Genomic DNA, 13,469 nt, shown 5'->3' on the forward strand with positions numbered 1-13,469 from the left:
CATCGGCGGTGACTTTTCTTTATCGTACGCGCCCCTTGGAAAAGCCTGGAAATCAATATGTTGGAAGCATCCCTCAGCCAACTGGAGCAACTGGTCAACGACCTGGTGCAACAGAACCTGAACCTCACCGGCCTGAACGAAACCCTGAGCGCGGAACTTGCCAGGGCCAAGGATGAAAACGAAAGCCTGCAACTGAGCCTGATGGAGCAGGAAGAGTTGCACGGCGCCACCGCCGCCCGCATCCAGGCCCTGATCGAGCGCGCCAGCGCCGGTCCTGTCAGCGCATGAAGCACGGCGCCGATGGGGTGACGGTCATCTCGATCCTGGGAGAGGACTATTCGATCAAGGCTCCGGCCGGGCAGGAACAGGCCCTGTTGGACGCCGCTTCGATGCTCAAGGCCGCACTGGCCGATACGAAAAGGAAATACCCGACGCTGATCGGTGATCGCTTGCTGGTGCTGGCGGCCATGAACCTGTGTTCGCAGCAGATGGAAATGCAGAAGCAACATCAAGCGGAACTCGACCGTTACCAAGAGCAAGTCAGCGCCACGGTCGATGTGATTGCCAAGACGATCCAGCAGGCCTGAAGGCCAAGGGCTGGCGACGACCTGATTGTGGGGGCGAGCTTGCTCGCGAAGGCGGTATGTCAGGTGCAATTGATTTGCCTGATACATCCAATCGCGAGCAAGCTCGCTCCCACAATGGATCGTGGTGAACGCAGATGTCGCGTCCACTTGGAATTCTTGTGGGAGCGAGCTTGCTCGCGATTGGATGTCAGCCGCACCACAAGCGCTGGCTCAGAACCACTCATCCCGCATCCCCAGGCACGTATCATCCCGCGCCTCAAGAATCGCCAGCTCATGATGACAACCCGGCACTTCCCAGGTCAGGAAGTAGCGCGCCGCTTGCAGCTTGCCTTTATAGAAGTCGCTGTCCGCGGTATTCCCCTTGGCCAAGCCCTCCTCGGCACGAATCGCCTGTTCCAGCCAGCGCCAGCCAATCACCATATGGCCAAACACCTTGAGGTACAGGGCCGAGTTGGCCAGGCTGCTGTTCACCTTGCCCTGGGCCAGGTCCGTCAGCAGCCCGAGGGTGACGGTTTGCAGGCGTGCCACCAATGCTTCCAGCGGCTGGCGCAACGGCGTCAACGAGGGGTGTGCCTGGGCCCGCTCAGTGGTGTCGGCCACCAGGCGGATCAACTGCTTGAGCCCGGCGCCGCCGTTCTGTGCCAGTTTGCGGCCCAACAGATCCAGGGACTGGATGCCATGGGTGCCTTCATGGATCGGGTTCAGGCGGTTGTCGCGATAATACTGCTCCACCGGGTATTCGCGGGTGTAGCCGTGGCCCCCCAGAATCTGGATCGCCAGTTCGTTGGCCTTCAGGCAAAACTCCGAGGGCCAGGATTTGACGATAGGGGTCAGCAGGTCCAGCAGTTCATGGGCGCGCCGCCGTTCGGCTTCGCTGTCCAGGGTGGTGGTATCGTCGAACAGCCGTGCCGCGTATAGGCCCAGGTCGAACGAACCCTCGACGTAGGCCTTCTGAGTGAGCAGCATGCGGCGCACGTCGGCGTGCTGGATGATCGCCACCGGGGCGGTGGTCGGGTCCTTGCTGTCGGGCAGCCGGCCCTGCGGACGTTCGCGGGCGTATTCGAGGGAGTACAGGTAGCCGGCGTAGCCCAGCATCACCGCACCCATGCCGACGCCGATTCGCGCCTCGTTCATCATCTGGAACATGTAGCTCAGGCCGTGGTGCGGTTTGCCTACGAGGTAACCGACACATTCGCCGTTGTCGCCGAAGTTCAGCGCGGTAGAGGTGGTGCCGCGCCAGCCCATCTTGTGGAACAGCCCGGCCAGCAGCACATCGTTGCGCGGGCCGAGGCTGCCGTCGTCGTTGACCAGGAACTTGGGCACGATAAACAGCGAAATGCCCTTCACACCCGGCGGCGCGTCCGGCAGTTTCGCCAGGACCATGTGCACAATGTTTTCCGACAGCGGATGATCGCCACCGGAGATGAAGATTTTGTTGCCCTTGAGTCGATAGGTGCCGTCGGACGCCGGCTCTGCGCGTGTACGAATATCCGACAGCGAAGAACCTGCATGGGGCTCGGTCAGCGCCATGGTGCCGAAGAAGCGACCGTCGATCATCGGTTGCAGGAAGCGTTGCTTCTGCTCCTCGCTGCCGAAGCTTTCGATCAGGTTCGCCGCGCCCATGGTCAGGAACGGATAAGAGGTCGACGCGGCATTGGCCGACTGGAAGTGCGCGAAGCAGGCCTGGGACAGCAACGTCGGCAACTGCATGCCGCCGGCGTCGAAGCTGCGCGCGGCATTGAGGAAACCCGCCTCCAGGAAGGCGTCCACCGCCGGCTTTACTTCGGGAATCAGAATCGCCTGTCCGTTCTCGTAGCGCGGTTCGTTTTCATCATTCTTGCGGTTATGGGGCGCGAAAAATTTCTCGGCGATGCTGCGGGCAGTGCCGAGGGCTGCGTCGAAGGTTTCCCGGTTGTGTTCGGCAAACCGCTCGCGCTGGGTCAGACCCTCGGCATCGAGGACTTCATACAGCTCGAAAGCCAGATTGCGGGAACTGAGCAGCGTCTCGGACATGGCGGCTTACCTTTTTTTGGGATGGGCCGAGTCTAGGTGCGAGGCAGGAGGGTGAACAGCAAGATTGATTTGGGTGATGGAGTGGCAGAACGCAGGGGGTGATCTGACGCGGATAAAATGTGGGAGCGAGCTTGCTCGCGATAGCGATTTCACACACAACAAAGATGTTGGCTGTCAGGTCGCTATCGCGAGCAAGCTCGCTCCCACAGGGTCGGTGGGCTGAGCATCTATTGCCGATGCTCAGCGAATGTCGCGCTTAACCGATAGTCATCAGACTAGCGTTACCCCCCGCCGCGGCGGTGTTGACGCTCAAGGCCCGCTCGATCACCAGGCGTTCCAACGCCACGCTGGTTTCGCCCTGGGACAGGCCATGGACGCCGACGATGGCACCGGCGCGCTTGGCCACCTGCTGGCAAACGCCGCGCAGTTGATCCGAATCGCCGTGGTGCAGGACCGCGTCGAACAGCACCTCGTCCTTGGTCCAGTCGGCGACCCGCTGGATGCGTGCCTGGAGCGCTTTCGGCAAGCGTGCGAACAAGGCCTTGCTGGTGTCGGTTTCCGGCCACACAGCCGAGCCGCCCACGGCCAGTACGGCCGCCAGTTGCGTCAACAGATCGCCTTCCACGTCGGCCAGGCACAGCACATGCTCGCGGGGCAGGATGGCGTAGCTGTTGCGTTCGCCGGTCGGGCCGGTCAACTGGCGGGTAATACCGCTTTGCGACTGGGCCGCGAACTGCACGCACAAGGCGCTCAGTTCGGCGAGTTTCTGGCTGTCGGCCCAGTCCTGCAGCGCCGCCAACGGTTTGCCCATGGCCTCGCGCAAACGCAGGTCCGGTGCCGCGAGGGCATCGCCACGGGCGAAGGATTGCTGGATCGCATCGGTAGGACGTGTCGACAGCAGACGGTACAAGTACAGCGGACCGCCAGCCTTGGGGCCGGTGCCCGACAGGCCTTCGCCACCAAACGGCTGTACACCGACCACGGCACCGACAATGTTGCGGTTCACATAGACGTTGCCCGCATGCACATTGTCGATGACCTTGGCGATGGTCTCGTCGATGCGGGTGTGCACGCCCAGGGTCAGGCCGTAGCCGGAGGCGTTGATCTGGTTGATCAACTGATCCAGTTCCTTGCGCTTGTAGCGCACAACGTGCAGCACCGGGCCGAAGATCTCGCGCTGCAGTTCATCGAAGCTTTCCAGCTCGATCAGGGTCGGCATCACGAAGGTGCCGCGCTTGCACTCGTCACTGTCGGCGATCGCCATCTGGTACACGGAGCGACCCTTGTCGCGCATGGCCTGGATGTGTTTCTCGATGCCGGCCTTGGCTTCGGCGTCGATCACCGGGCCGATGTCCACCGACAGGCGCTCGGGGTTGCCGAGGCGCGATTCGGCCATGGCACCCTTGAGCATTTCGATCACGCGATCAGCGGAGTCTTCTTGCAGGCACAGTACCCGCAGGGCCGAGCAACGCTGGCCGGCACTGTCGAAGGCCGACGACACCACATCGATGACCACTTGTTCGGTCAGGGCCGAGGAATCGACGATCATGGCGTTCTGGCCGCCGGTCTCGGCGATCAGCGGGATCGGACGGCCCTGGTTGTCCAGGCGACCGGCAATGTTGCGTTGCAGCAGGCGCGCGACTTCGGTGGAACCGGTGAACATCACGCCTTTGACCCGCTCGTCACCCACCAGGCGGGCGCCGACGGTTTCGCCGCGACCTGGCAGCAGTTGCAGGACGCCTTCCGGAATACCGGCTTCGAGCATCAAGCGCACCGCCTGGGCAGCCACCAGCGGCGTCTGCTCGGCGGGCTTGGCCAGTACCGGGTTGCCGGCGGCCAGTGCGGCGGCAACCTGGCCGCTGAAAATCGCCAGCGGGAAGTTCCACGGGCTGATGCAGACCACCGGACCCAGAGGGCGGTGGGCGTCATTGGTGAAATCGTTGCGCGCCTGCACCGCGTAATAGCGCAGGAAGTCCACGGCTTCACGTACTTCGGCGATGGCGTTGGCGAAGGTCTTGCCGGCTTCGCGGGCCAGCAGGCCCATCAGCGGTTGGATCTCGCCTTCCATCAGGTCGGCGGCACGTTCGAGGATCGCGGCGCGCTCGGCCGGTGGCGTGGCCTGCCAGATCGGTGCGGCATTCAGGGCGCACTGGATGGCGTTGTCGACGTCGGTAACTGTGGCTTCCTGCACATGGCCGACCACATCGCGGTGATCGGACGGGTTCAGCACAGCTGCGGGGGTTTCTTCGCTGGCAGCGCAACCGAGCATCGGCACGGCTTTCCAGTCGTTATGAGCGGTGGCCAGCAGGGCGCAGGACAGCGACGCCAGGCGATGTTCGTTGGCCAGGTCGATGCCGCTGGAGTTGGCGCGGTCGCTGCCGTACAGGTCGCGCGGCAGTGGGATGCGCGGGTGCGGCAGGCCGAAACCGCCTTCCAGGGTCGCCATCTGCTCGATGCTGGCCACTGGATCGGCCACCAGTTCCTGGATGGAAATCGATTGGTCGGCGATGCGGTTGACGAACGAGGTGTTCGCACCGTTTTCCAGCAGGCGGCGAACCAGATAGGCCAACAGCGTCTCGTGGGTGCCGACCGGTGCGTACACGCGGCACGGACGGTTCAGCTTGCCATCGGAAACCTTACCTACAACTTGTTCGTACAGCGGCTCACCCATGCCGTGCAGGCACTGGAATTCGTACTGGCCAGGGTAATAGTTCTGACCGGCGATGTGGTAAATGGCCGACAGGGTATGGGCGTTGTGCGTGGCGAACTGCGGGTAGATGACTTCCGGCACCGACAGCAACTTGCGCGCGCAAGCGATGTAGGACACGTCGGTGTACACCTTGCGGGTGTAGACCGGATAGCCTTCCAGGCCTTCGACCTGGGCGCGCTTGATCTCGCTGTCCCAGTACGCGCCTTTTACCAGGCGGATCATCAGGCGGTGGCGACTGCGACGGGCCAGGTCGATGACGTAGTCGATCACATACGGGCAACGCTTCTGGTAGGCCTGGATCACGAAGCCGATGCCGTTCCAGCCGGTCAGTTGCGGCTCGAAGCACAGGCGTTCGAGCAGGTCCAGGGACAGTTCGAGACGATCGGCTTCCTCGGCGTCGATGTTCAGGCCGATGTCGTATTGCTTGGCCAGCAGGGTCAGCGACAGCAGGCGCGGATACAGCTCGTCCATGACGCGCTCGTACTGGGCGCGGCTGTAGCGCGGGTGCAGGGCCGAGAGCTTGATGGAGATGCCCGGGCCTTCATAAATCCCACGGCCATGGGACGCTTTGCCGATCGAGTGAATGGCTTGTTCGTACGAGGCCAGGTACTTCTGGGCGTCATGTTCGGTGAGTGCGGCTTCACCCAGCATGTCGTAGGAATAGCGGAAACCCTTGGATTCGAACTTGCTGGCGTTGGCCAGGGCTTCGGCGATGGTTTCGCCGGTGACGAACTGTTCGCCCATCAAGCGCATGGCCATGTCGACGCCCTTGCGGATCATCGGCTCGCCGCTCTTGCCGATGATCCGGCTCAGGGAGGAAGTCAGGCCCGCTTCGTTATGGGTGGCGACCAGCTTGCCGGTCAGCAACAGGCCCCAGGTGGCGGCATTGACGAACAGCGAAGGGCTGTTGCCCAGGTGTGGGTGCCAGTTGCCGGTGCTGATCTTGTCGCGGATCAGCGCATCGCGGGTGCCTTTGTCCGGGATGCGCAGCAGCGCCTCGGCCAGGCACATCAGAGCCACGCCTTCCTGGGACGACAGGGAAAACTCCTGCAGCAGGCCCTGGACGATACCGGCACGGCCGCCGGCACTTTTCTGGTTACGCAGTTTTTCAGCAATCGAAGCCGCCAGCTTGTTGGTGGCTTCGGCCATTTCCACCGGCAGGCGCGCCTGCTCGATGAGCATCGGCACCACTTCCGGCTCAGGGCGACGGTAGGCGGCGGTGATGGAGGCGCGCAGGACCGATTGCGGCAGGATGCTCTCGGCGAATTCGAGGAAGCATTGGTGGGCGTGGTCGACCTGCACATCGCCCGCATCATCGCTGTCGGTACGGGGGGAACCGTTCAGCTCGGTCAGGGTTGCACCACCCTCGAGTTTTTCCAGGTAATTGAAAATTGCCTGCTTGATCAACCAGTGCGGCGTACGATCAATCGAGGTTGCGGCCGCCTTGAGGCGTTCGCGGGTCGGGTCATCGAGTTTGACCCCAAGGGTGGTGGTAGCCATATTTTTATCCTCATGTTCACCACGTATGGCGTGGCATCAGCTGGCGGCAAGATTAGCTGTGGGATGAGTGAGGTGCAACCGGGTGCAACCCTTTTTTTCTTGAAATGACAGGCAGCTCATCCGGAAGCCAGTAGGGTGTCGCCAACACTGCACCGGCTTAGTGCTTTGACTTATAGAGATACGTCTGCGACTGCACTAAAAGGGAGCAAAAAACGGCTATTCAGCGACAAAACCGATCAGGTGCAACTTATTCGAGCGAAACTGGTTGCACCTTATTTGATTTGTTGAATAGCATTCGCAGCCAAGGTGCAACCGGCTCAAAGCCGTGGGGCATCGGCTGATGGCTTTCCTGGGGAAACATCAGTCATAAATTCGCGGAACCGCAAGTCGTCGCTACAACGTTCGCGTTGTCGGCGCTTTCAACTGCCACCGCATCATAAAAACAAAGCCAGGGCGTAACTCATGAGTGTTAGCAATCCCACCTTGATCACTTTCGTGATCTACATCGCAGCCATGGTCCTGATCGGCCTGATGGCTTACCGCTCCACCAATAACCTGTCCGATTACATCCTGGGCGGTCGCAGCCTGGGCAGCGTGGTCACGGCATTGTCCGCCGGTGCTTCCGACATGAGCGGATGGTTGTTGATGGGTTTGCCGGGTGCCATCTACATGTCGGGCCTGTCGGAAAGCTGGATCGCCATCGGCCTGATCATCGGTGCCTACCTCAACTGGCTGTTCGTGGCCGGTCGCCTGCGGGTGCAGACCGAGCACAACGGTGACGCCCTGACGCTGCCGGATTACTTCGCCAGCCGTTTCGAAGACAAGAGCGGCCTGCTGCGGATCATCTCTGCGGTGGTGATCCTGGTGTTCTTCACCATCTACTGCGCTTCCGGCATCGTGGCTGGCGCCCGTCTGTTCGAAAGCACCTTCGGCATGTCCTACGAGACTGCGCTGTGGGCCGGTGCCGCGGCAACGATTGCCTACACCTTCATCGGCGGCTTCCTGGCCGTGAGCTGGACCGATACCGTACAAGCCACCCTGATGATCTTCGCGCTGATCCTTACGCCGATCATCGTACTGTTGGCGACCGGTGGCGTGGACACCACGTTCCTGGCGATCGAAGCGAAAGACCCTACGTCCTTCGACATGCTGAAAAACACCACTTTTGTCGGCATCATTTCGCTGATGGGTTGGGGCCTGGGTTACTTTGGCCAGCCGCACATCCTGGCGCGTTTCATGGCCGCCGATTCGGTCAAGTCGATCGCCAAGGCGCGTCGCATCTCCATGGCCTGGATGATCCTGTGCCTGGCCGGCACCGTAGCCGTGGGCTTCTTCGGTATCGCTTACTTCTCGGCGCACCCTGACGTGGCCGGTCCCGTGACCGAAAACCCTGAGCGTGTGTTCATCGAACTGGCGAAAATCCTGTTCAATCCATGGGTGGCTGGCGTACTGCTGTCGGCTATCCTGGCTGCTGTCATGAGCACCTTGAGCTGCCAGTTGCTGGTGTGCTCCAGCTCCTTGACCGAGGACTTCTACAAGACGTTCCTGCGCAAGGGCGCTTCCCAGATGGAACTGGTCTGGGTGGGTCGTATCATGGTCCTGCTGGTGGCCTTGGTCGCCATTGCCCTGGCCGCCAACCCGGAAAACCGCGTACTGGGCCTGGTGAGCTACGCCTGGGCCGGTTTCGGCGCCGCCTTCGGCCCGGTTGTGCTGATCTCGGTGATCTGGAAAGGCATGACCCGCAACGGTGCACTGGCCGGCATCCTGGTGGGTGCGATTACCGTCATCGTCTGGAAGCACTTCGAACTGTTGGGCCTGTACGAAATCATCCCGGGCTTCATCTTCGCCAGCCTGGCTATCTACTTCGTCAGCAAGATGGGTTCGCCTACTGCCGGTATGGTGCAGCGCTTCGAAGCGGCCGAGAAAGACTTCCGCCTGAACCAGTAAGGCCTTCAGCGCGGCTTCGAGCCCGCGGGTGATCCATTGTGGCGAGGGAGCTTGCTACCGCTTGAGTGCGAAGCGCTCACAAGAAGGGGCTGCTAAGCAGCCCAGCGGGAGCAAGCTCCCTCGCCACGGATCCCTATCACTTCATCTCGGCGTCAGGCTGGTTGAGAAAGATCAACACGCCCAGGATCGCCATATAGAACCTGAAAGCAGCGTCTTGGCCATTCCAGATTTCTGATTGCCACATCAGAAACCATTCGCCACCAACGACCATGAAACCAAAGAACCAGACGAAGAAACCGACCGTCAAGCCGGCCACGGTCCATCGTTTGGCGCGGGCGAACACCCCGGCCTCGGCCCGGCGTGCCTGCCATAGTTTCACTGCGCCATAGCCCAAAAGCCCCGCCGTCAGCGCTTCACCGAGGATGATCAGCCAATACGCACCATGCCACATCCAGGGTTGATCGATGGCGCGATACCGGGAGGCATTGTCGGGAAAGGTGGTGTCCATGCTCAGTACGTGCTGGACGAAATTGAAGTTGGAGCGGTAGTCCGTGATGTTGTTGAACACGGTCAGGAAGGCGAATACGGCGAGTGCCAGGATCATTGCGATTTTTGCGTAGCGTGTCGTCATGCCATGCGTCCTTTGCTTTTTTGCGACCTGGGGCACGTTATCACGCCCACCGCCGTCCAGAAATCGAGCACATTGCTAGAAACGGCTGATTCAGGTGTAGGAAGACTGTGGGTGGCCGCGATGCTTCGAATGTCTATCGGAAAATGCATCACGCTTTGCAGCTTTTAGCTTCTGGGATGTAGGGCAAATCTGTTTTTCCTCGCCTCCAATACACGTCCTTATGGCTCGTGCAGAATCGCTCGTCTCCATTCAGCAGAGGCACATCGGATGTTCCCGCCTGCCAACCTACCGCGATTCACGCTGACGCTCGACAGCGGGCCGAACGAGCTCAAGGTGCTTGAGTTCAAGGGCAAGGAAACCATTAGCCAACCCTATCGCTTTGACGTGGAACTGGTCAGCGAGCGCTGTGACCTGGTACTGGAAGAACTCCTGCATCGACAGGCGTTCCTGGGGCTCGATGGCCGGGAGCGTGGCATACACGGTCAGGTCTATAGCGTGGTCCAGGGCGATTCGGGCAGGCGCCTGACGCGGTACCAGATCAGCCTGGTGCCACGCCTGGCCTATTTGCGCCACCGCTTCAACCAACGGATCTTCCAGCACTTGAGCGTGCCCGATATCGTCGCCCGGGTATTGAAGGACCATGGGATCCTGGCGGGAGCCTGCCAGTTCATCCTCGGCGGGCAATATCCCGAGCGTGAATATTGTGTGCAGTATGGCGAGAGTGACCTGGCGTTCATCGAGCGAATCTGCGCCGAAGTCGGCATCCATTATCACTTTCGGCATCGGCCGGATGGCCATCTGCTGGTGTTCGGTGATGACCAGACCGCGTTTCCTCGCCTGTCCGAGTCGACGTTGTACCTGCCGGACAGCGGCATGCCTGCCAACGAGCCGGCCATCAATCGCTTGGCTGTGCGACTCCAGACCCGTACCACGGCCGTGACGTTGCGTGACTACGACTTCCGCAACCCCGGCCTGGCGTTGCAAACCCACCTCGACAATCGGCAGCGCCCGGCGCTCGAGGACTATCGCTACCCCGGCGGGTTCTGTGACCGTGACGATGGCAAGTACCTGGCCCGGCGCGCCCTGGAGCGTCATGGCGCCGATCATCGCGTGGCGCAGGGCAGCAGCGATGAAAGCGCCTTCGTCAGCGGACATTTCATGCGCATCGAGGGCCATCCCAGGGAACAGTGGAACGATCTCTGGCTCCTGACCCATATCGACCACCATGGCCGCCAACCCCAGGTGCTTGAAGAAACAGCTTGCGACAGCCCGGATGCATTCCAGGGCTACAGGAATTCCTTTCTCGCCACGCCATGGGACGTGGTCTTTCGGCCGCCCTTGCAGCACGAAAAGCCCTGTGCCCGTGGGTATCAGTCAGCGGTGGTGACCGGGCCGGTGGACAGCGAAATCCATTGCGATGAATTCGGGCGGGTCAAGGTGCAACTGGCCTGGGATCGCGACGGCATCCACGACGAGCATTCCAGTTGCTGGCTGCGAGTGGCCGCGGGTTGGGCCCATGATCACTACGGTGCGGTGATGATTCCCCGGGTCGGCATGGAAGTCCTGGTGGGGTTCATCGATGGCGACGTGGACAAGCCTCTGGTGGTGGGTTGCCTGCCCAATGGCGCCAACCCGGTGCCGCTGGACCTGCCGGCAGACAAGACCCGCAGCCTATGGCGCAGCCAGAGCAGCCCTGGCGGGGGAGGCTATAACGAACTGCGTATCGAGGACCGCAAGGGGGCCGAGGAGATCTACCTGCGGGCCCAGCGAAACTGGACCCAACATGTGCTGCACGACCAGCGGGTGCAGGTCGATCACGAGCGCAACATTGTCGTCACCGGCACGGCGCGGCACGAGCTCAAGGCCGATGAGCAGCGTGTTACCCATGGTCGGCGTCAGGTGGAAGTTCGCCAGGACGACCATTTGCGGGTCTACGGCGAGCGGCATATTCGCGTGACCAGCCAGGTCCTGAACGCCAGTCAGCAGTTTCATCTCAGCGCCGGCCGGCAAGTGGTCCTGGAAGCGGGCGCCAGTGTGACCCTCCAGGCCGGCGGCCATTGGATCAACATCGGTGCCGGTGGGATTTTCAGCAGCGTGCCAATCGAAGTCGGTGGGGCGCCGATGGCGGTCATGGGCGCGGCAGCGGTTTCGCCGGGCAGCGCCGGGAAGTGGGTTCCAGTGGCGGCGCCTCGGCTTTCCCTGGCGCAGATCCTCAGCCTTCAAGGCTCGGCGCCGTTCTGCGAGGCGTGTGAGCGTTGCAGAAGTGGCGGCTGCGGGGTGCCATCGGCCTTTCACAAAACTGTCGACGTACAGGAGCGTCCATGAGCAGCAGTCAAACACCCCGCGCCTGGCTTGAAGATTATCCGTTGCAGGCGTCCGAGCAACTGTTCGCTATTTTCAGCAATGCCAGCAGCGCCGGGGCCTTGTCGGCCTGGCGGCGCTCGATGCCTTCCACACCTACACCGATCTGGGCCGACACGCCGTACGCCGAGTGGGAATCGGTCATGCCCTATGTAGGGCTTGTTCGCGCGGACGGTGGGTTTCTTGATTGGATAGCGGCCACCGATTCGTTCGATTGGGGGTGGCTGGCGGTGTCGTGTGCCGATCAGGACGCCGTTGCCGAACATTTGCGAGGCCTCACCCAGGTCCTGCTGCCGGGTGGCCAGGCGGTTTTCCTGCGCTTTTGGGATGGGCGGTTTATGCGTGCGATCCTGCAATCGACGGCGGTGGACGCCGGGCAGCTCTTGCCGGTGATCAGTCGTTGCCTGATCAACGGTCAGTCCCTTGAGGTCGTGGGACACATTCAGCGTCCGGCGCGGGCTTTTCCCTGGTGGGAGGTGCCCGAGGCGCTGCTGGACACCCTGACCGAGGCGCCGACGGACTGTCTGGTGGATAACGTGCTCATGTGGCTGGGGGAAGAGCGTCCGGATCTGTTAGAGCGGGTCGGGCACCCCATCCTGCGGCGCAAGATTGTTCACTTTTTCGAGCGATCCAAGCCGGCCGCCGCTCCAAAAGCGCGATTGCAGGCGTACTTGCTGCGGGAGCTGGGCTGATAGTGGTGTGTCCGCCGGGCTGCCAACCCCTGACGTTCGACGCGCTTCAAGGTAAACTCGTCGCCCTTCGCAGGAGCCGCCATGAATTATCGTCACGCCTTCCACGCCGGCAATCACGCCGATGTGTTCAAACACCTGACCTTGACCCGCCTCATCGCGTTGATGTCGCGCAAGGAACAGCCCTTCGCCTACCTTGATACCCACGCAGGCATCGGGTTGTACGACTTGCAGGGTGACCAGGCCAACCGTACCGGTGAGTACCTGGAAGGCATTGCGCGGTTGTGGGGCGACGATGACCTGCCGCCGTTGACCGCCGATTACATGAAAGTGCTGCACGAGATGAACCCGGATGGGCAACTGCGTTACTACCCGGGCTCGCCGGAGTTGGCGCGGCGCCTGACCCGGCCCCAGGACCGTGTGCTGCTCAACGAGAAGCACCCGGAAGACGGCGTGCTGCTCAAGGACAACATGAAAGGCGACCGTCGCGTGGCTGTGCACCTGGGTGAAGGCTGGCATGTGCCGCGGGCGCTGCTGCCGGTGGCGGAAAAACGCGCGCTGATGCTGATCGATCCACCTTTCGAGCAGCTTGACGAGATGCAGCGCTGCGCCGCCTCGCTCAAGGAGGCCATTGGTCGGATGCGCCAGACGGTGGCGGCGATCTGGTATCCGGTGAAGGACCAGCGGATGTTGCGCCGCTTCTACCAGGACCTGGCCGGCACAGGCGCGCCGAAGCTGTTGCGCGTAGAACTGCTGGTACACCCGCTGGCGACGCCCAACAGCCTGAACGGCTCCGGCCTGGCGATTGCCAACCCGCCGTGGGGGTTGGAAGAAGAGTTGCGTGAGCTGCTGCCATGGCTGTCGAAAAAGCTGGGGCAGACCCAGGGCGGGTGGCAGATGGATTGGCTGATCGCTGAGTGATGTTTCGCTGGCGTCCGGAAGGGCGCTATCGCGAGCAAGCTCGCTCCCACATGGGGTCCAGGGTGTACGCACCTGTGGGAGCGAGCTTGCTCGCGATGACGGCGGCACAT

Annotated in this window: 9 protein-coding genes; 6 read left to right on the forward strand and 3 right to left on the reverse strand. The window is 61.9% G+C overall.

Features of this window, described 5'->3' with window-relative positions:
* Positions 1 to 57 precede the first annotated feature (57 nt).
* Both ACMTA2_RS03570 and ACMTA2_RS03575 read left to right on the forward strand, forming a co-directional pair.
* Positions 58 to 288: a hypothetical protein gene (locus ACMTA2_RS03570; protein ID WP_413793741.1), complete on the forward strand. Its 231-nt coding sequence runs from the start codon at positions 58 to 60 to the stop codon at positions 286 to 288.
* On the forward strand, positions 285 to 587 hold the full coding sequence (locus tag ACMTA2_RS03575; RefSeq protein ID WP_003197073.1) for a cell division protein ZapA: 303 nt from the start codon (positions 285 to 287) through the stop codon (positions 585 to 587). The genes ACMTA2_RS03570 and ACMTA2_RS03575 overlap by 4 nt, the downstream gene beginning before the upstream one ends.
* Before the next feature lie 210 nt (positions 588 to 797).
* Here the strand turns inward: ACMTA2_RS03575 and ACMTA2_RS03580 are convergent, their stop codons facing one another.
* Together ACMTA2_RS03580 and putA are read right to left on the reverse strand one after the other, a co-directional pair.
* Complete coding sequence (locus tag ACMTA2_RS03580; protein ID WP_413793742.1) at positions 798 to 2,600, reverse strand: acyl-CoA dehydrogenase; 1,803 nt, start codon at positions 2,598 to 2,600, stop codon at positions 798 to 800.
* A 256-nt stretch (positions 2,601 to 2,856) separates the two neighbouring features.
* Positions 2,857 to 6,810 (reverse strand): trifunctional transcriptional regulator/proline dehydrogenase/L-glutamate gamma-semialdehyde dehydrogenase, encoded by a 3,954-nt coding sequence (gene putA / locus ACMTA2_RS03585; RefSeq protein ID WP_413793743.1) that lies wholly within the window; start codon positions 6,808 to 6,810, stop codon positions 2,857 to 2,859.
* Between the two features lie 462 nt (positions 6,811 to 7,272).
* Between putA and putP the strand changes: the two genes are divergently transcribed.
* Positions 7,273 to 8,757 carry a sodium/proline symporter PutP gene (gene putP, locus ACMTA2_RS03590; protein ID WP_413793744.1) on the forward strand — a complete coding sequence of 495 codons (1,485 nt, stop codon included), beginning with the start codon at positions 7,273 to 7,275 and terminating at the stop codon, positions 8,755 to 8,757.
* A gap of 136 nt (positions 8,758 to 8,893) precedes the next feature.
* Here putP and ACMTA2_RS03595 read toward each other — a convergent pair whose 3' ends face one another.
* Entirely contained in the window at positions 8,894 to 9,388 is a 495-nt protein-coding gene (locus ACMTA2_RS03595; protein WP_413793745.1) for a DUF2165 family protein, read from the reverse strand.
* 267 nt (positions 9,389 to 9,655) lie between these two features.
* Here ACMTA2_RS03595 and ACMTA2_RS03600 point away from each other — a divergent pair, with 267 nt between their 5' ends.
* From ACMTA2_RS03600 to ACMTA2_RS03610, 3 genes are all read left to right on the forward strand, one after another.
* The gene (locus ACMTA2_RS03600) at positions 9,656 to 11,713 is read left to right on the forward strand and encodes a type VI secretion system Vgr family protein (protein ID WP_413793746.1); all 2,058 of its coding nucleotides are present in this window, start codon (positions 9,656 to 9,658) and stop codon (positions 11,711 to 11,713) included.
* Positions 11,710 to 12,441, forward strand: a complete 732-nt coding sequence (locus ACMTA2_RS03605; protein ID WP_413793747.1) for a DUF4123 domain-containing protein — start codon at positions 11,710 to 11,712, stop codon at positions 12,439 to 12,441. Before ACMTA2_RS03600 ends, ACMTA2_RS03605 begins: the two co-directional genes overlap by 4 nt.
* A gap of 81 nt (positions 12,442 to 12,522) precedes the next feature.
* Entirely contained in the window at positions 12,523 to 13,359 is an 837-nt protein-coding gene (locus tag ACMTA2_RS03610; protein WP_413793748.1) for a 23S rRNA (adenine(2030)-N(6))-methyltransferase RlmJ, read from the forward strand.
* Positions 13,360 to 13,469: the final 110 nt, after the last annotated feature.

Source organism: Pseudomonas medicaginis (assembly GCF_965119365.1).
Taxonomy (GTDB): domain Bacteria; phylum Pseudomonadota; class Gammaproteobacteria; order Pseudomonadales; family Pseudomonadaceae; genus Aquipseudomonas.